At 39.1% G+C, this 16,099-nt stretch carries 19 protein-coding genes; 8 read left to right on the forward strand and 11 right to left on the reverse strand.

Annotated features, from left to right (window positions below):
• Positions 1-12: 12 nt before the first annotated feature.
• Positions 13-687, reverse strand: coding sequence for a hypothetical protein (locus HWQ49_RS13950; protein ID WP_188208249.1), 675 nt, complete (start codon positions 685-687; stop codon positions 13-15).
• Between the two features lie 478 nt (positions 688-1,165).
• Here HWQ49_RS13950 and HWQ49_RS13955 point away from each other — a divergent pair, with 478 nt between their 5' ends.
• Complete coding sequence (locus tag HWQ49_RS13955; RefSeq protein WP_188208250.1) at positions 1,166-1,750, forward strand: hypothetical protein; 585 nt, start codon at positions 1,166-1,168, stop codon at positions 1,748-1,750.
• A gap of 123 nt (positions 1,751-1,873) precedes the next feature.
• On the opposite strand, the gene HWQ49_RS13960 is transcribed toward HWQ49_RS13955, so the two are convergent.
• Positions 1,874-2,857, reverse strand: coding sequence for a ring-cleaving dioxygenase (locus tag HWQ49_RS13960; protein ID WP_188208251.1), 984 nt, complete (start codon positions 2,855-2,857; stop codon positions 1,874-1,876).
• Between the two features lie 171 nt (positions 2,858-3,028).
• Here HWQ49_RS13960 and HWQ49_RS13965 point away from each other — a divergent pair, with 171 nt between their 5' ends.
• Positions 3,029-3,751: a 3-ketoacyl-ACP reductase gene (locus HWQ49_RS13965; RefSeq protein WP_188208252.1), complete on the forward strand. Its 723-nt coding sequence runs from the start codon at positions 3,029-3,031 to the stop codon at positions 3,749-3,751.
• A 285-nt stretch (positions 3,752-4,036) separates the two neighbouring features.
• Here the strand turns inward: HWQ49_RS13965 and HWQ49_RS13970 are convergent, their stop codons facing one another.
• The 4 genes from HWQ49_RS13970 to HWQ49_RS13985 all read right to left on the reverse strand — a co-directional run bounded on the left by HWQ49_RS13970 (position 4,037) and on the right by HWQ49_RS13985 (position 6,364).
• On the reverse strand, positions 4,037-4,900 hold the full coding sequence (locus tag HWQ49_RS13970) for an alpha/beta fold hydrolase (RefSeq protein WP_188208253.1): 864 nt from the start codon (positions 4,898-4,900) through the stop codon (positions 4,037-4,039).
• 182 nt (positions 4,901-5,082) lie between these two features.
• Positions 5,083-5,529, reverse strand: a complete 447-nt coding sequence (locus HWQ49_RS13975) for a VanZ family protein (RefSeq protein ID WP_188208254.1) — start codon at positions 5,527-5,529, stop codon at positions 5,083-5,085.
• A 42-nt stretch (positions 5,530-5,571) separates the two neighbouring features.
• A complete protein-coding gene (locus HWQ49_RS13980) occupies positions 5,572-5,808 on the reverse strand; it encodes a hypothetical protein (RefSeq protein ID WP_188208255.1) in 237 nt (78 codons plus the stop codon).
• A gap of 16 nt (positions 5,809-5,824) precedes the next feature.
• Positions 5,825-6,364 carry a hypothetical protein gene (locus tag HWQ49_RS13985; RefSeq protein ID WP_188208256.1) on the reverse strand — a complete coding sequence of 180 codons (540 nt, stop codon included), beginning with the start codon at positions 6,362-6,364 and terminating at the stop codon, positions 5,825-5,827.
• A gap of 151 nt (positions 6,365-6,515) precedes the next feature.
• On the opposite strand from HWQ49_RS13985, the gene HWQ49_RS13990 reads away from it, so the two are divergent.
• Positions 6,516-7,349, forward strand: coding sequence for a hypothetical protein (locus HWQ49_RS13990; RefSeq protein ID WP_188208257.1), 834 nt, complete (start codon positions 6,516-6,518; stop codon positions 7,347-7,349).
• 9 nt (positions 7,350-7,358) lie between these two features.
• The gene (locus tag HWQ49_RS14920) at positions 7,359-7,637 is read left to right on the forward strand and encodes a Mov34/MPN/PAD-1 family protein (RefSeq protein WP_188208258.1); all 279 of its coding nucleotides are present in this window, start codon (positions 7,359-7,361) and stop codon (positions 7,635-7,637) included.
• 300 nt (positions 7,638-7,937) lie between these two features.
• Here HWQ49_RS14920 and HWQ49_RS14000 read toward each other — a convergent pair whose 3' ends face one another.
• From HWQ49_RS14000 to HWQ49_RS14020, 5 genes are all read right to left on the reverse strand, one after another.
• Positions 7,938-8,354, reverse strand: coding sequence for a universal stress protein (locus HWQ49_RS14000; RefSeq protein WP_188208259.1), 417 nt, complete (start codon positions 8,352-8,354; stop codon positions 7,938-7,940).
• Between the two features lie 21 nt (positions 8,355-8,375).
• Positions 8,376-9,830 (reverse strand): SulP family inorganic anion transporter, encoded by a 1,455-nt coding sequence (locus HWQ49_RS14005; RefSeq protein WP_188208260.1) that lies wholly within the window; start codon positions 9,828-9,830, stop codon positions 8,376-8,378.
• A gap of 444 nt (positions 9,831-10,274) precedes the next feature.
• Positions 10,275-10,958, reverse strand: coding sequence for an RluA family pseudouridine synthase (locus HWQ49_RS14010; RefSeq protein ID WP_223155202.1), 684 nt, complete (start codon positions 10,956-10,958; stop codon positions 10,275-10,277).
• 211 nt (positions 10,959-11,169) lie between these two features.
• Entirely contained in the window at positions 11,170-12,162 is a 993-nt protein-coding gene (locus HWQ49_RS14015) for an NERD domain-containing protein (protein WP_188208262.1), read from the reverse strand.
• 85 nt (positions 12,163-12,247) lie between these two features.
• Positions 12,248-12,541: a hypothetical protein gene (locus HWQ49_RS14020; RefSeq protein WP_188208263.1), complete on the reverse strand. Its 294-nt coding sequence runs from the start codon at positions 12,539-12,541 to the stop codon at positions 12,248-12,250.
• Positions 12,542-12,599: 58 nt separating this feature from the next.
• Between HWQ49_RS14020 and HWQ49_RS14025 the strand changes: the two genes are divergently transcribed.
• The 4 genes from HWQ49_RS14025 (at position 12,600) to HWQ49_RS14040 (ending at position 15,994) form a co-directional block, all read left to right on the forward strand.
• Positions 12,600-13,130 (forward strand): SurA N-terminal domain-containing protein, encoded by a 531-nt coding sequence (locus HWQ49_RS14025; protein WP_188208264.1) that lies wholly within the window; start codon positions 12,600-12,602, stop codon positions 13,128-13,130.
• Between the two features lie 244 nt (positions 13,131-13,374).
• Positions 13,375-13,887, forward strand: a complete 513-nt coding sequence (locus HWQ49_RS14030) for an RNA polymerase sigma factor (RefSeq protein WP_188208265.1) — start codon at positions 13,375-13,377, stop codon at positions 13,885-13,887.
• A complete protein-coding gene (locus HWQ49_RS14035; protein ID WP_188208266.1) occupies positions 13,880-14,794 on the forward strand; it encodes a hypothetical protein in 915 nt (304 codons plus the stop codon). Before HWQ49_RS14030 ends, HWQ49_RS14035 begins: the two co-directional genes overlap by 8 nt.
• A 306-nt stretch (positions 14,795-15,100) precedes the next feature.
• Positions 15,101-15,994 carry a glycine betaine ABC transporter substrate-binding protein gene (locus HWQ49_RS14040; protein WP_188208267.1) on the forward strand — a complete coding sequence of 298 codons (894 nt, stop codon included), beginning with the start codon at positions 15,101-15,103 and terminating at the stop codon, positions 15,992-15,994.
• Positions 15,995-16,099 lie beyond the last annotated feature (105 nt).

Genomic DNA, 16,099 nt, shown 5'->3' on the forward strand with positions numbered 1-16,099 from the left:
TTTTTACGAAGGTTAATGGTTTTCCTTTTGGCTTAAGTGGTAGTCTTGAAAAGCTTTTGTTGCGACTAATGATGTCATTAATATTAGTTCAAGAAAATTTTCATAAGCACCTGTTTCCACTGGGCGATCAACCAACATCCCAATCGTCATTATAAAAACACCGATAAAATACCAAAACCAAGTTTGTAGACGGCCAACAATAATCGAAGCAATTAACAAACTAACCGTCACCACCATGATCATCACAGGCATCTCACCAGACTCCTGGACTCTGTCATAAGTCAACACTCCCATATGCCAATTCGGCTCTAACGATAACACCCAAACTTCAGTCATAAGCTCTACGATAATTAAGGCCATCGTCAGAAAAACAATAGCTAATTGATAACCCGGCTTCTTAGCCCAGAGCACCCCTACTCTTTCAACTGTATCCCAAGCAAACAACACTAACAAAGGCGTGATAAACGCATGCAGCCAATATCTCATTTCATTTAACGTCTCTAAAAGGTCACCTTCTCCAATATACTTACCAAAAGCCTGAATCCCGTTATCATATACCAACGCCAAAATGACTAACAACAGTACATTCGAAGTGACTAACCAACCATGACGATAAGCCAATCCCAAACTAAATAACAACAAACAAAGATAAAAAATCGTCATTAAAAAGAAAAATATCGTATCCATAAAAAACGCCCTTTTTACTTTGATTGGTCTTGCAAATTCCTACACTGTAATATGCCCAGAATGATTAAGATGAAATCAAACTTCCATTACTGACGATTTTTAATCCAACCAGACATGACACACTCCTCCTTTAAATCCTACATTCATTTCTATAATCGGAACAAAGACGGAAAAAGGGGTTAATTTAATCAAACTTTTTGGTTACTTATAGAAAATAATAAAGAGATCATTTAAAATGAGATCAAGGGAAAAATTGGCAATACCCACTATACTTCAATCAACAGAAGATGTGTGAAAAGACCTGCAAATCAATCATTTAGAAATGGAGAATTTCTTTGGCATGATCAAACAGAAAATGTATGATAGAAAAGTTTACTCCGAAAAAACTCTAACTTCTCAGGGTTACATAGGGGTTTGCCACTCAAATTATTTTTAATTGATGATAGAGATAAAGTTATAAAACGAGAGGGTGACCGTTTTGAAGTCAGAACATATTAAAAAAGGGTTAATCTGGGGGCTTATTGTATGTCTGGGAATAAGTTTGATTGTTAATTATAACTATTATCAGAAGCTACAAACTGAAGAAACATATTTCAATAATTATCTCGCTGATTTTTATAGTGAATTAAATAACGTTCAAAACAATCTCCAATATATTCTTGAAGAGGAACCTGTTGACTATGAGCTACAAAAATATATGATGGCTGTTAGTAGCCACCTTGTTATTATTGAACATTTACTCGAAAGTACTCCATCTTACTTGAGCGACATTGACCATACCCAGAATGAATTTAAGGCCATTAATGCTCTAATACGCTACGGAGACTCAGAAGAGGAAGTTGATGCATTCTTAGAGGATGGAGTAATAGACGAAAATGAAGATGGCTTCCTAAATGATGTTGAAGAACAACTCTTACAACCACTAATTAATCAGTTAGAATCTAATGAAGGCCATTTACGAAATGATATTAGTGTGGATAAATTTAATCAAATGACAAAAGAGTTAGTCCACGATCCATTCATGGATGATCTTTACTATCAACTCTTAAATGATTGGTTCTAGTAAAATTAGCTTATTTCAGAACAATAAGTCTAAAAGTAGATCGATTCCATCAATCGCTTTATTTTCGGATTGCTTTATTGTCTTAAGGTGCTAAAAGCCGTCTAAGCTCTTAGCACCTTTTCATTATTCATACTCTTTTTCAAATGTTTTCGTACTTCTCACTGTATCAATGTGGCGTACTTTCTGCTCGATTTGTTCACGTTGATTTTCTAAAAACGGTGGCAATGCTAACTTTTCACCGAGTGTCTCATAAGGCTCATCACCCATAAAGCCTGGTCCATCTGTTGCTAATTCAAACAGGATTTGTGGGGCAACTCGTGCGTATAAGGATTGGAAATAGAAGCGATCAACTAATCCTGAATTAGGTAGATTGATTTGGCTATACCAGTCATGCCATTCTTTAAGTTCTGCTTCGTCTTCTACGCGAAAAGCAGCATGATGCACGGTTCCATACCCTTGACGCGCTTGTGGTAAAAGCTTATTATGTTCAACAATCACTTGAGCTCCGTTTCCACCTTCACCCACTTCATATAAATACATAGACCCTTCAGAGCCAACTTCTCTAAACGAGTAAACCTTCTCTAAAATCTTTTTCATATGATCTAAATCCGAAATGCGAATGTGTAGTGGCCCTAAGCCAGTGATCGCATATTCTAACGGAATAGGTCCGTCCTGCCATGGTATTCCTGGTGCCACTCCTTTGTCATGTTCATCCGATACAAGCATATACTGTTGGTCGTCAAAATCAGCAAACGGCAATACTTTTTTTCCAAATTGCTCTTGAATACCCTGATGTTTGACTTCTAAGCGATCAAAGCGTTTCACCCAATAATCTAACGCTGCATCACTAGGTACGCGAAAGCCAGAGCGATAGATTTCATTCGTTCCGTGCTGACCTTTAGGGATACCTGGAAAGTCAAAAAACGTCATGTCAGTTCCAGCATTCCCTTTGTCATCGGCGAAAAATAAATGATACGTCTGAATATCGTCTTGGTTAACAGTCTTTTTTACTAGACGCATGCCTAATGTGTATGTGAAAAACTCATAATTCTTCTCTGCGCTACTTGTGATGGCGGTGATGTGGTGCAATCCTTTTAAAAGCTTCATGTCCGAACCTCCAAGCAATAGATTTTGAATCAACTCAAGTATAACAAAATTTCCCCTCGTTCACGTCAGTTATGCTTGTTCAACATTCACAAGATTTCAAGCACGATCTTTGATTATCCCATTCGAAAACAATTAAACTTAAAGGTAACCCAATTTGAAAGGATGTTGAGAATGGGACAGGATATTAAGGGGAAAATTGCTTACATAACAGGTGCCGGTTCTGGGATTGGTCGCGCAACAGCATTAGAACTAGCTAAAGAAGGCGTACACCTTGGCCTGCTAGCTCGTACGGAAAGTAAACTTGAAAAAGTTGCAGAAGAAGTTAAAGCTCTCGGGGTCAAAGCTGAAATTGCCCCAGTTGATATTGCCGATTTAGATGGGGTCAATCAATCGATTGATCAGTTGCGATCCAAACTGGGGAGAGCCGATATTTTAATTAATAACGCAGGGGTCGGTTCAAAAGGGAAATTTCATGAGACTGATCCTGAAGAATGGAAACGGCCATTTGAGGTCAATGTCTTTGGAACTTACCACGTGACACGCGAGGTCTTACCCGATTTGATTGATAAAAATCAAGGGGATATCATCAACATTTCATCGAGTAGTGGATTAAAAGGAACACCAGAATCATCCGCTTACTGCGCGTCAAAATTTGCTTTACAAGGAATGACAGAATCACTCATGCAAGAGGTACGTCCACACAACATTCGCGTCTTCACGATGAATCCAAGCTTAGTTGCGACTGAACTCGTGTTTGGTGATCAATTGGAAGAGAGAAATGAAGATAAATTCATGCAGCCAGAAGACCTCGCCGAGTATATCGTCGCCCAGCTTAAACTCCACCCAAGGATCTTTATTAAACAATCACTTCAATGGGCAACCAACCCATTTTAAACTTAGAAATCGCCATGCTCGATCAAACCTAGCATGGCGTTTTTTTATTCCACAATAAATGGTGCTATTCAGCAATAATACGTTCGTATTCATGACTAATTCGTTGGGATTCATTATTTAAGAACCGTGATTCAGCATTAATCAGGCTGAATTCATTAATTAACCTCGCTATTTATCAATAAAATCCACGATTCATCAATAAATCTCGCTATTCATCAATAAACCTTTCCAGCCATTAATAACCCCCCCGACTCCATAAAGAACCACTTATTTACCCACTTCGCATCATTCAAACTCCTTTAAAAACGCCACCTGCTCTTGGTCGACTTCTACGCCTTTTTTCCCAATCCAAATACCGTGACCCCAACAGTCCAACGTTACCAACTTGGAATTTTCAATATGCTGTTGTGAGTGTTCAGCATGGGCGAAAGAAACGGCGTTATCATATATGCTGTGGAGAATTAAAGTTGGACAAGACACCTTCTCTAAATCCGATACTTTTAAGGTTTCAGCCAATTCAATATCAATCATAAATCCGTGGCCGGCATTAAAATGTTTAATCACATCCCGTAACTGATCCAATCCATCATCAGATACTTCTTCCATTACCTGTTCATAGGAAAGCGTACTTAAGATTGGTAAGGCACGCTTGAAAATTTTATCTGGAAAGCGTTCACTCAAGTAGTTGACCGTTTTCCATGTTGCATCTCCCGTTGAGGGTCTAAACAACACCTGTGAGACACGATATAAGAGGTCACTTGAAGATAACCAGTGCTTGGAGACTGCTGCTTGTAACGACAATGATTTAAAACGGTCCGGGTAGTGAGAAGCCAAATAAATCCCACTCGGTCCCCCAGCTGAAATCGCGATTAGATGAACTTTATCTAGTCCCAGATTATTTAGTAATTCCACATAGTAACGGCATGCTTCAGATAAACTTACACCAATCTCTTTTGCCGTCCCTCCGTAACCGGCGCGAGAAGGCGTGATAATGGTATACCCGGCATCAACCAAAGCTTGATAACCAAACTCCTCATAACAATTTGAATGGCCGCCGTGCATCACTAAAATCTCTGGCCCCGGACCATCAATCACCGAGTATTCTAATGTTTTACCCTCAAAAGTAAACCTTTCCACGCGACGCTTCATAAAACATCTCATCCCTTTTATTTCTTTAGTATGGAAAGCCGTCTTAAAATGAATCACACCCTCATAGCTTGATTCATTACTCTTGAATTAGTCTCCCTAATACGATTATAATCATTAAACATTTCCCAGCAAAGACAAAAACACCCGTATCGAATGAACACTTTTCCGACACAGGCGCTTACTTACTCCATTATTCTTTTAACAATTCTAATCGATAGAAAGCCAACCATTGCACCAATTATGTGTAAAATAATTTGATCAACACTAAATAATCCGATTCCCATTAATACTTGAATAATCTCTATAGGTAAGCTTAGACTGGCTGCGATCATGATCACTTGCCTCAACTGCTTTACTTGTGATAACAAAAGTGGTAACAACATCCCTAACGGCATAAACAATAAAATGTCTCCAAATATATAACTCGACCAGACCGCAAAAGGATAATGATCTATATTTAATAGGTAAGTTACGATCGTTTCAAAAGGAATTAAGTTGTGTGACGCCCCCGTATAAGTCATATTTAACCCTTCATTTATAGAAATAAAACTTGCATTTAGTAATACGACCGAAAATGAAATGAATGCAAATATGACTAAATGGTTTGTCCTAATTTTAACTTTATCCATATAATGCCCCCCATACTAAGAGGTATGTCCAAATTCAGCTGATTATTCCTGTTCTCCCTTTAACCATGCTAAAATTTTCTCCAAATCTTCACGTTCTTCAGCAATCAAACGCTCAACAATCGATTCATCTGCATGTTGAAGTTCGGCACTTCCAGGGTTCCCCGCTTCTAGTTTCAGTAAATATAATAACAAGGCGTCTAAAGAACGGTCATCACTTGGTTCTCTTAAATGTTGTTCAACCAAACGTTTTAATAAATGATCCTGTTGTTGATCAGACATCGCTCTACCCCTTTTCCTAATTGACTTTAGAAACATTAAACTGATTGACTGCAGGTGTTCCTTCTTTCTGTTGATCCGAATAGGTGTAGCCACGCAAACTCGCTTGAATAGGCAGATCCTGCTTCCACTTCAGTTGAAAATTAGAAAATGAAAGTTGTTCAGTCGGTTTAATGGTTGCCTCTCCTAACGGCTTAAGCCAAATTTCTTCGTCTGATTGATGAATTCGTTCCCATGAACCAGCTGTCCTCAACTGATTACTCGTGTTCGGGGTCACATACTTACCAGAAAACTGAAAAGGATGATCTTCAGAAAACTTCAAACAAATATATGGATTGGTTATGGCTGACGAGCCTACATTTAAGACGTGATAGGATCCAATCATGATATGTTCACCGACATCGGCTAAATTCAATGAATAAGAAAAATAACTTACCACACCATCTGACTGGCGAAACTGCTGATTAATCAGTTTTTTTATATCAGCCATATAGGTCTCTTTTTCTCTACGCCACTCATCCATTTGACTAAATAGTCGATTACCCTCTTCAGTGCTCATATGACCAACCACCCTTTCATAAAATGAACCATAAGTAGCACATAACTAAATCTTTCCTCTGATCAATTTATGAAAAAATAATCAAGTTTATGAGTGACGACATGTCTAATCCCTATATGAGGAAACTTTGGACTTAAGAGGTGGTCTACCATTGCATAAATATCGACTATTTAATACGAAGGACGTAGAAGAATTAAAAGAGCGAATTGATATGTACGAGTCAATTTTCCATGAATTGAACGATCGTGACGGATTTCAAGACTACTTCTTTCTCAAAAGCGAAGTCCATGAGTTGAAAAATAAAATGGAACGATTAGAAAGGGGTTTGAACGTATTGCAAGAACATCAGGAAAAACAGCCTAACCAAGAAGGGCGACAACCTAAAGAGGATTCACCCCCTAAGCAACAGGCACCAAAGAACTATTCAAGCGAGATCAATGACATTCTTAAGATGTTAGCAGATGTCAAAAAGGAGCTGACTGGTGTCAAAAATCAAATCCAAACAAACCAAGTAAAAGAATCAGACTCAGGAGATAGCCAGTCCATAGAATCCTTCACCCAATCAGCAATACAAGACTTAAACCAAGTCAATAACGATAGCACTTCGATTAGTACCAACACAGAACCTAAGGTAAATAAACCTGCTAACCAACTCAAGCAAGCATCTGACTTTCATCAACTGCAACAACTTATTAATCAATCTAATGAGGTTCAATCAATAAAACCACAGAAAAAACAGTACCCAAAACCTAAGACCACACGGCAGATGAAGCACAAAGCTAAACAGGTTGAAAAACGACCGATGAAGCATAACACCAATCGCGCATTCAAGGCACAAAAATATACTAATAGACAAAAGCAGCATCCACGTGCTCCACTCAACAACAGCCAATCCACATTAAACGAGCAAAAGACGGAGCCTGAAACACCTCAATCAACCAAATTTGAGAACTTTTTTAAATCACCATTTTTCAAAAGGAAATGATTTGTCCAAATGAATACTTTGTTCATTTCTAAAAAGTGTTACCAGGACCTGCTCAACCATGCTAAGGTCCATTACCCATACGAATGCTGTGGACTATTATCAGGGAAATTTGAACGAGCGGAGCACTTCTGGATTCTACATAACCAACTTAAATCTAGCAAAAGGTTTCTAGTTAAACCTGATGATCTTCTTAACGTCATCGACCAAATTAAGCACCAGAAAGAACAACTATTAGCTAATTTCATTCTCACCCACATACGGACTGCACTCCTTCAGAGACCGATTTAGTAACCCACCCTAATCGTCAACTGATCATGTTAATCTTGTCATTAAACCAAGATCAGCCGGTTTTAAAGGGGTTTGAGTTATTAAATAAACACCATTTCCGGGAATATCCACTCAAGGTCGAAGAAACTTAAAAGGTTGTAAGTCAAATAGTGGGTTGAGCTAACAAAATAAACTTTTAACAAACTAAGAGCATGAATCAGAATACTTACTAAATAAAACCAGTCGTGAATATCATCATTCACAACTGGTTTTACTCATTTCAAAAAGGGCTTTAGGAACTGCCTCTTTTTAACTTTGAACTTATTTAACGATTAACACCGGGCATTCAACACGCTTGGCCACTTTGTGACTTACACTACCTAAAATCATCGTCTGTAGATTATTTAACCCACGACTTCCTACCACCGCGCAATCAAAGTCATGATTGTTGGCAAACTCTACAATCGTAGGGCCAGGCTCACCATGAAGAATATGAACCTCATATTCAACGTTTTCTTCTGTTAATAGTTCTTCAACACTACTCACTTTCGCTCGTCTCGCCTTAGCAATCTCATATTTATTCGAATAATGTAAGACATCCTGTTTAGACGTGTCACCATCAACGACGTAAACGAGATCGATTTTTCCACCTGAACATTTTGCTAGTTGGATGGCGTGATTAGCAGATCTCAACGAGTGATCGGACCCATCACTTGCAAGTAAAATGCTTTTATACATCATCAATCACCTCAGCTATGATTAATGGCCTGAAGACAAGCCACCAATCTTTTGTTTTAGAGCTTTACTCTCACCGTTTAATCCAGTATAACTTACTACCGTTCCATTTTGCTCGAATTTTCCTTCAAGTTTATCTAATGCACCTATAGCCGAGTCATCCCACAAGTGCGCATGCGTTAGATCAATTTCTACTTCTTCCCAATGACCTTGCTCAAAATCAATCTGATCAAGGAAATCCGTAACTGAAGCGAAGAACAGTTGACCTTCAACCTTGTAAATCATTTTCATTTCGTTGTTAGCAATCTGCTCTGTGACTTTCACTTTAGAAATCTTTGCAGCGAAGAAAATCGCACTTAATAATACTCCAGCTAGAACGCCTTTAGATAGGTCGTGCGTGTAAACAACAGTACCCACGGTCGTTAACATCACTGCAGCGTCCGTTTTCGGCAGTTTATGAAGATTTCGGGCGGATGACCAATCAAACGTCCCAATCGAAACCATAATCATCACCCCTGCTAGTGCAGCCATTGGAATTTGAACCACGATACCACCGAGCGCAATGATTAAGAACATTAAGAAGACACCGGCAACCAGTGATGACAAACGCCCATTACCACCAGATTTGACATTAATAACTGACTGACCGATCATCGCACAACCAGCCATACCACCGAAAAATCCAGCCGTCACGTTGGCATAACCTTGACCTCTGCTTTCCTTATTCTTATCACTTTCTGTATCGGTCATATCATCGACAATATTAGCCGTTAATAATGACTCTAGTAAACCTACAATAGAAAGTGCTAATGCATATGGGAAAATAATTTGTAATGTCTCAAAGTTAAGTGGAATATCTGGAATTAAGAATATTGGTAACTGTTGCGTTAAATTACCTAAATCCCCAACTGTACGTACATCGATTCCCATAAAGATCACCACAGATGTAATCACGATAATTGCCACCAATGGAGATGGAACTGATTTTACAAATCGTGGAAGAATATAAATAATTGCTAACGTTAAACCAACTAATGCATACATCACCCAGTTTTCACCGTGAAAATGTTCAAACTGTGACGTTAAGATAAGAATTGCTAACGCATTAACAAATCCCACCATCACCGAACGTGGGACAAACTTCATAATCGCAGCTAATTTAAAAACACCGAATAATATTTGTAAAATACCAGTTAAAATCGTCGCTGCTAATAAATACTGTAAACCGTAATCTGCAACAAGCGTAATCATCAGTAAAGCCATTGCACCAGTAGCACCCGATATCATACCAGGACGTCCACCGATAAAAGCAATAACCACCGCAATACAAAATGATGCATAAAGCCCAACCATCGGGTCAATACCAGCAATAATGGAGAACGCAATCGCTTCAGGAATTAACGCTAACGCAACCACAATTCCTGCAAGCACATCACCTCTCACATTTCCAAACCATTCTTGTCTAATTCTTGATATCATTTTTGGCTTCCTTTCTATGATCGTTTAACTTGTTGTGTGTGGAAGACATCGCTTTTCACACAAAACACAATAATGATATCACAGTGCTTTTCAACCACCTAATCTGATGGAAGCGTGTACATTGGACAAATGCTTTGAATTACTCAATAATGCTTTTATTTTCAACCACATTTCAAATAAAAGACATTTTTTCGCCATAATTAAAAGTGTAATTATTCAGATTATAAAGACTAATCCTAACCACATACCGAACACGTCATTCACTCTAATATAACCCTCACTTAGCGAAGTGACCACAGGTGTTCTTATATAGTTAAAATAGGTTTTTCGTGGACACGGGTGTTCATTTTCAGTTTAAAATAGGTCAACCCATCGTGACCACGGGTGTTCACTTTCAGTTTAAAATAGATCCACCCATCTTGACCACGGGTGTTCACTTTCAGTTTAAAATAGATCCACCCATCTTGACCACGGGTGTTCATTTGGTGGCGTTGAGGTGAAGTTCCGTTCATCTTTTAAAGTCGGATGTTCAATTCCAAGCTTGTGCGACCAAAGTGCGATCTGCTGACCTGGCTTATTTACCTTCGCCCCGTACTTCTGATCACCATAAAGTGGACACCCGATATTCGCTAGTTGCACGCGAATTTGGTGGGAACGCCCCGTATGTAGTTTCACTTTCACTAGCGTGAGTCCTTGATCATGGCCTAACACTACATAGTCAAGAACTGCCTTCTTCGCCTGCTTCTGATTTTTCCGAGTTACAAACACTTGATTTCTCTTCCTATCTTTATATAGGTAGTTTTTCAGTCTGGCCTGCTGCTCATCAGGCATTCCACGCGTCACTGCCAGATACTCTTTTTGAACCACATTCCTCCGTACCTGATCTGATAGTCGTGTTGCTGCCTTCGATGTCTTCGCAAACACCATTACACCACCAACCGGCCGGTCCAACCTATGAACCAACCCTAAATAAACATTCCCCGGCTTCTCATCACGAACCTTGATAAACCTCTTCAACTTCTCTAAAAGATCCTCATCCTTCGATCGATCCGCCTGCACCGGCACATTTACCGGCTTATCCACCACTAATAAGTGATTATCTTCATATATAATATTGAACTCACTCAACTTTAACTCCCCTTCATTTAAATAAAACACATTTGGGGCTATGATAACATAGTGACTCACTACAAAAAAAAACAACATTATAATGCCCAATCTCCACAAACTATTTTTGAAGGAGCTTCAGATGTGTCCCCTCGTCCGACCGTGGGTGGCGTTTGTCCGACTGTCAACCACCCTTGTCCAACTCTCACTGCAGTATTGTTAGATACTTTGTTCACTTCAATAAATAACCAAAATCACTTTGATAATCGAAATTCATTAAATATTTACGAGTATTTGTTTTACCTATTTTTTCAAAGCTCGATTGATTGAGTAGAATTTTAGAGGTGCTCGGCGAACTAATCTGAAGAAAATCTCGTAATCCTCGGTTGGTAATTTCGGGGCTTATTAGTAGGAAGTGATCTTTGAATGCATTGAGGTGAGCATCCTTATTACGACCATGACATCTCCTGCATTCCCAACGTCGCTTAGTCCTATTCATGCCGAGCGCACCACAGTACGGACAGAAAACCCCTTTTCGAAAATCACCAACATCAATATTATAGTGGTCTTCCATTTTAAAACCTGCATACTCATGGTGATCTTTAAAATAATGAGCTAATTCAGAAGTTTCTTGTTGGGAAATAATCCTTTGGCTAAATTGATCGGAAATTTCTCGGACTTTATTAGTAAGAAGGGAAATTGGAATGACTCTCTGAAGGTGGGGTTGGTCATTTGCAGAAATATCAAGGATAGCTTTCGGGTTTGCCATGACGACGACGGTTTCGATTGGAAGGTTTGGACCGTTGAAAAAATCAATTCTTTGACGAAGTTGGTGCTTCTGTTCTTCAACTTGAATTAGGGGATCATCATAATTTTTAACTTGGCCATTCAATGTTTGAATCATTTGGTTGAATGATGAATTAAATGATAGGATGCCCGCTGAATTTTTCACTTCGATAATTAGAATGAATCGATCGGTAATTAATGTAGTATCCATTTGGAAGTGATTTTGAAATAGGCGAAGACGTAAATCGTGTAAGATGAAAGGGGTAAAATTAAGTCTACTCAATGGGTAGTCAACTCTAAGCTCACCAACATAACCTGAGCGCTCACGGTATAGGTCATTTTCAATCCTTCGAAATTCTCGATGATTTTGAAAAAGTCTTTGATGAGCTGCAGAAGCTTTAAGTAGTTTCAAGGGAATTTCATGATTTTTCACAATCATTGAATCAACTCCTAGAATTTATTATACAGAATAAACTCTATTATACCATAAACAGGAATATATGTTCGGTTCTTTTCAAGTGTTGTCAGGTAGGTGTTCGACTCTCAGTTCGTTTAATCCGTCCGTCAGCACCCTCTGTCCCACCGTCAACGCCTCTCATCCGACTGTCAGCACACCCCATCCGTCCGTCAGCGCCTCTCATCCGACTGTCAGCACACCCCATCCGTCCGTCAGCGCCTCTCATCCGTCCGTCAGCACACCTCATCCGTCCGTCAGCGCCTCTCATCCGACTGTCAGCACACCCCATCCGTCCGTCACCAATCCCAATCCGGCGTCGAGCAGAACTCATACTCCCAACACCCAACATCAAACCAAGCATTGCTTCTCCCCTATTCAATTGCTACACTTAAACTAGATTTTTTACTTGGAGTTCACTCATGAAAAAATTATCTATTTTCACCCTACTCGTACTATTGTCGGCTTGTGGATCGGACTTAGATTATGAAACTGACGATGTTATCGCTCAGGTCTATGGCGAAGATATCACTGTTGAAGATGTCTTGATTAGTCATTATTTTGGTGAAGAGGATTCACTTGAAGAGGCGCTTGATCGTCATATCACCGGGGAGTTACTCCTCCATGAGGCAAAGGAAATGGGGTTTGATTATAGTCAAGATGAGGTCGACCAACAACTCGAGCATTTTCAAGATAGTGGAATGGTTGAACATATGATGCAGGAAGATGCTGAATTTTGGGAGCATCAATCTGAGCGTTTAGGGATGGAAATTGAAGAGATTTTATATCAACGCCAGGAAATTAACCATATCGTAAGTGAACATGCTTTGTATTATATTGAAGAAACTTTTCAGGAAGAGGATACCACTTCTCTTGAATTCCAAGATCGATTAAGTAACCATATCCAAAATTTAAAGGAAGTCCATGCTGATGATATTGAGGTTTACTTATAACCACCACTTATAACTAGGTATAACCTAAATCCATTGGTAAACACTAATGCAAGCCAAATTATTGCCACTCAACAACATTAAGTCCATTTAGGAATTGCTTTTATAGCCAATTCCTTTTTTTATACAATAAAATTAACACGCTACATCCTAAAAGAGATTCACATAAAAAATTATCATTCTACTGACACAAAGCTGTGACCTTGTCGTCTAATGTAGTGAATTTAGTAATCGGAGGCAATCAGACATGTCTAGAAAAGAAATCGTTTCCGACTGGTTTTACCAATACAACCAAGACGTATACAACTTTCTCATTTATTATACCGGTAGGACAGACGTCGAAGATTTAGTACAAGAAGTTTTTATTAAGGCCATTAAAGGGCTCGATAAATTCGATGGTCGATCTAGTCCAAAAACCTGGCTCTTTAGCATTGCGCGCAATGTGGCCATTGACGAAATACGCAAAAATAAACGCCGTGGTCATGACCAAAATGTTGCTTTAGAAGATGCGATTGGGCTTGGACACCACAACACTCCGGAATCAATCATAAGTAATGATGAATCCAAGCGAGAACTTTACGATTCCATCAACTCACTTAAGAATAACTATCGGGAAGTGCTCATTTTGCGTGCAATTAAGGAATTGTCCATAAATGAGACTGCGTCAGTATTAGATTGGTCAAACCAAAAAGTAAGAACTACTTATTCTAGGGCCCTAAAAGCACTTGGGAAAGTCCAAGGAGGATTTCAAAATGAGTGATTTTAATGATAAAAAGCTGGAGAAAGAATTGAAATCTTTTCCTAAATATAAAATGGATGAAGATACCATTGAAAGCATGCATGCTGAACTGATGAAGACTGCTGAAAAATATGATCAGAAGGACAAAAGGAGGATGTTCATGCGACGCATAGCTGTTGGAGTGACAACTGTAGCTGCCGTAGTAATTGTAGCGTTTATTGCATTAAGTTATACAGGTAATGATATAGCTGATGAGGCTGGAGATGGACCAATTGAACAGGAGGAAGGAGCAGATAATAATGCTCAACCGAATGCTGCGGATGATGATGAACAAGCAGGTGAAGAACGTGAGGATGAGATGACGGAAGATCATGATGAAGCCGAAGAAGAGGCTGAAGAGGTTCCAGAGTCTGACCAAGATCCAGACAGAGTGGTTACCGAAAAGTCAGAAGTAATTATAGAGCAACTAGCTGAGGAAAATTACGACGAAATTGCAGAGTTTGTTCATGAGGACCAAGGTCTCCTCTTTTCACCATATGTTAATGTCAGTGAGGATGACTTAGTTTTTGATAAAGAAGAAGTTGCGAACTTCAACACTGATGATACCGTTTATGAATGGGGCGTACAAGACGGTAGTGGTCACCCTATCGAATTGACACCTCTTGAATATCATGACGAACACATTTACCTAAATGATTATCGTTTTCCAGATGAAGTGTTATTTGATGAATATCAAGCCCGTGGGAATATGATCAACAATATCGATGAATTTTTCCCGGATGCTCACACGGTTGAATACTTCCATGCTGGTGAAGATGATCAAGAAGAGGCTGCCATGGATTATAGTTCCGTCAACCTCGTTTTTGAACAAAACGAACAAGAAGAATGGAAACTCGTCGCGATTGTGACAGATCGTTGGACGATTTAATTCCCAAAAAACTTGCTGACTATGGTTAGTCAGCAAGTTTTTTTACGTAAACTCTTTTAAAAAATCATAATATCTTGATTATTTTAAACTTATACGGAGGTAGATCTAGAATTCATAAGGATTTAACATCTAAAGGTTATTTAATCATAAGCTTTAATTACTATTTGTAAGTAATACACATATTTGTGGTTTGAGTAATCCATAAAGAAAGCGTAACATTTTAAACAGTTGTTTATTTTACAAGCTTAACTAATAAAATTGCTACATACAGAAAAATAGTAGCAATCAAAAGGGAGTAGATAACTAATGTTTAATTGGAAGAAGTTGGGGGTAATCGCTAGTTTATCTTTATCCCTCATCATAGCTGCTTGCGGGCAGGACGGGGAACAAAGCCAAAGTCTTAGCGAAGAAATGAATTATACCATAACCGGGCTTGAACCGGGTGCTGGCCAAACGGAACTAAATGAACAAGTGATAGAGGATTATGAGAACCTTGATGGCTGGGAGCAAGATACCTCATCAACCGGAGCTATGTTATCAGCTTTAGATCAAGCCATTAATAACGAAGAACCAATTATCATTACAGCTTGGTCGCCACATTATAAGTTTGCCAAATGGGATTTAAAATACCTAGAGGATCCTAAAGGTATCTTTGGAGGCGAAGAACATGCGGCAACCATTGTCAGAAACGGTCTGAAAGAAGACTTACCTAACGCTTATACGATCCTTGAGCGTTTCTATTGGGAGGTTCCTGACATCGAAGCAGCGATGCTAAAAGCTGAAGAAGAAGATTTAGAGATGGATGAGTTAGCTCAGCTATGGGTAGATGAAAATCAGGAAACAGTTGCAGAATGGACTGAAGGAATTGAACCGGCAGATGGTCAATCAATCGAACTAGCTTCAACACCTTGGGATACAGAGCTGTTTACAGCCCACATAGCAGAGATTGTATTAGACCAACACGGCTACAATGCAACACTTACTCCGCTTGATCCAGCTGTTGTGTTTGAATCCATTTCAAGTGGAGATGTAGATGCTTCTCTTTCTCCTTGGATGCCTTCAACTCATGGTGCTTTATACGAAAACCACGAAGGTGAATTTGAAGATTTAGGACCAAGCTATGAAGGCGCTAGAATTGGGTTAGCTGTACCGACTTATATGGATGTTGATTCACTTGATGATTTTGAACCTAAAGAATAGACTTATCATACTAATAAAAATGCTCTCCTATCAATGAACTGCACCCCAAAAAGTGGACAGTATTAAAAAAACTACGCAGCTAAAAGGTGATCCCGATACTGATTC

Origin of the sequence: Alkalibacillus aidingensis (assembly GCF_014595945.1) — a bacterium.
In the GTDB taxonomy this organism is placed as follows: domain Bacteria; phylum Bacillota; class Bacilli; order Bacillales; family Alkalibacillaceae; genus Alkalibacillus; species Alkalibacillus aidingensis.

Coding starts and splice junctions, on each gene's coding strand:
- HWQ49_RS13950 (WP_188208249.1), bottom strand. CDS start 687: ATGGATACGATATTTTTCTTTTTAATGACGATTTTTTATCTTTGTTTG.
- HWQ49_RS13960 (WP_188208251.1), bottom strand. CDS start 2,857: ATGAAGCTTTTAAAAGGATTGCACCACATCACCGCCATCACAAGTAGC.
- HWQ49_RS13965 (WP_188208252.1), top strand. CDS start 3,029: ATGGGACAGGATATTAAGGGGAAAATTGCTTACATAACAGGTGCCGGT.
- HWQ49_RS13970 (WP_188208253.1), bottom strand. CDS start 4,900: ATGAAGCGTCGCGTGGAAAGGTTTACTTTTGAGGGTAAAACATTAGAA.
- HWQ49_RS13975 (WP_188208254.1), bottom strand. CDS start 5,529: ATGGATAAAGTTAAAATTAGGACAAACCATTTAGTCATATTTGCATTC.
- HWQ49_RS13980 (WP_188208255.1), bottom strand. CDS start 5,808: ATGTCTGATCAACAACAGGATCATTTATTAAAACGTTTGGTTGAACAA.
- HWQ49_RS13985 (WP_188208256.1), bottom strand. CDS start 6,364: ATGAGCACTGAAGAGGGTAATCGACTATTTAGTCAAATGGATGAGTGG.
- HWQ49_RS14920 (WP_188208258.1), top strand. CDS start 7,359: ATGAATACTTTGTTCATTTCTAAAAAGTGTTACCAGGACCTGCTCAAC.
- HWQ49_RS14000 (WP_188208259.1), bottom strand. CDS start 8,354: ATGTATAAAAGCATTTTACTTGCAAGTGATGGGTCCGATCACTCGTTG.
- HWQ49_RS14005 (WP_188208260.1), bottom strand. CDS start 9,830: ATGATATCAAGAATTAGACAAGAATGGTTTGGAAATGTGAGAGGTGAT.
- HWQ49_RS14015 (WP_188208262.1), bottom strand. CDS start 12,162: ATGATTGTGAAAAATCATGAAATTCCCTTGAAACTACTTAAAGCTTCT.
- HWQ49_RS14020 (WP_188208263.1), bottom strand. CDS start 12,541: ATGCTTGGTTTGATGTTGGGTGTTGGGAGTATGAGTTCTGCTCGACGC.
- HWQ49_RS14025 (WP_188208264.1), top strand. CDS start 12,600: ATGAAAAAATTATCTATTTTCACCCTACTCGTACTATTGTCGGCTTGT.
- HWQ49_RS14030 (WP_188208265.1), top strand. CDS start 13,375: ATGTCTAGAAAAGAAATCGTTTCCGACTGGTTTTACCAATACAACCAA.
- HWQ49_RS14035 (WP_188208266.1), top strand. CDS start 13,880: ATGAGTGATTTTAATGATAAAAAGCTGGAGAAAGAATTGAAATCTTTT.
- HWQ49_RS14040 (WP_188208267.1), top strand. CDS start 15,101: ATGTTTAATTGGAAGAAGTTGGGGGTAATCGCTAGTTTATCTTTATCC.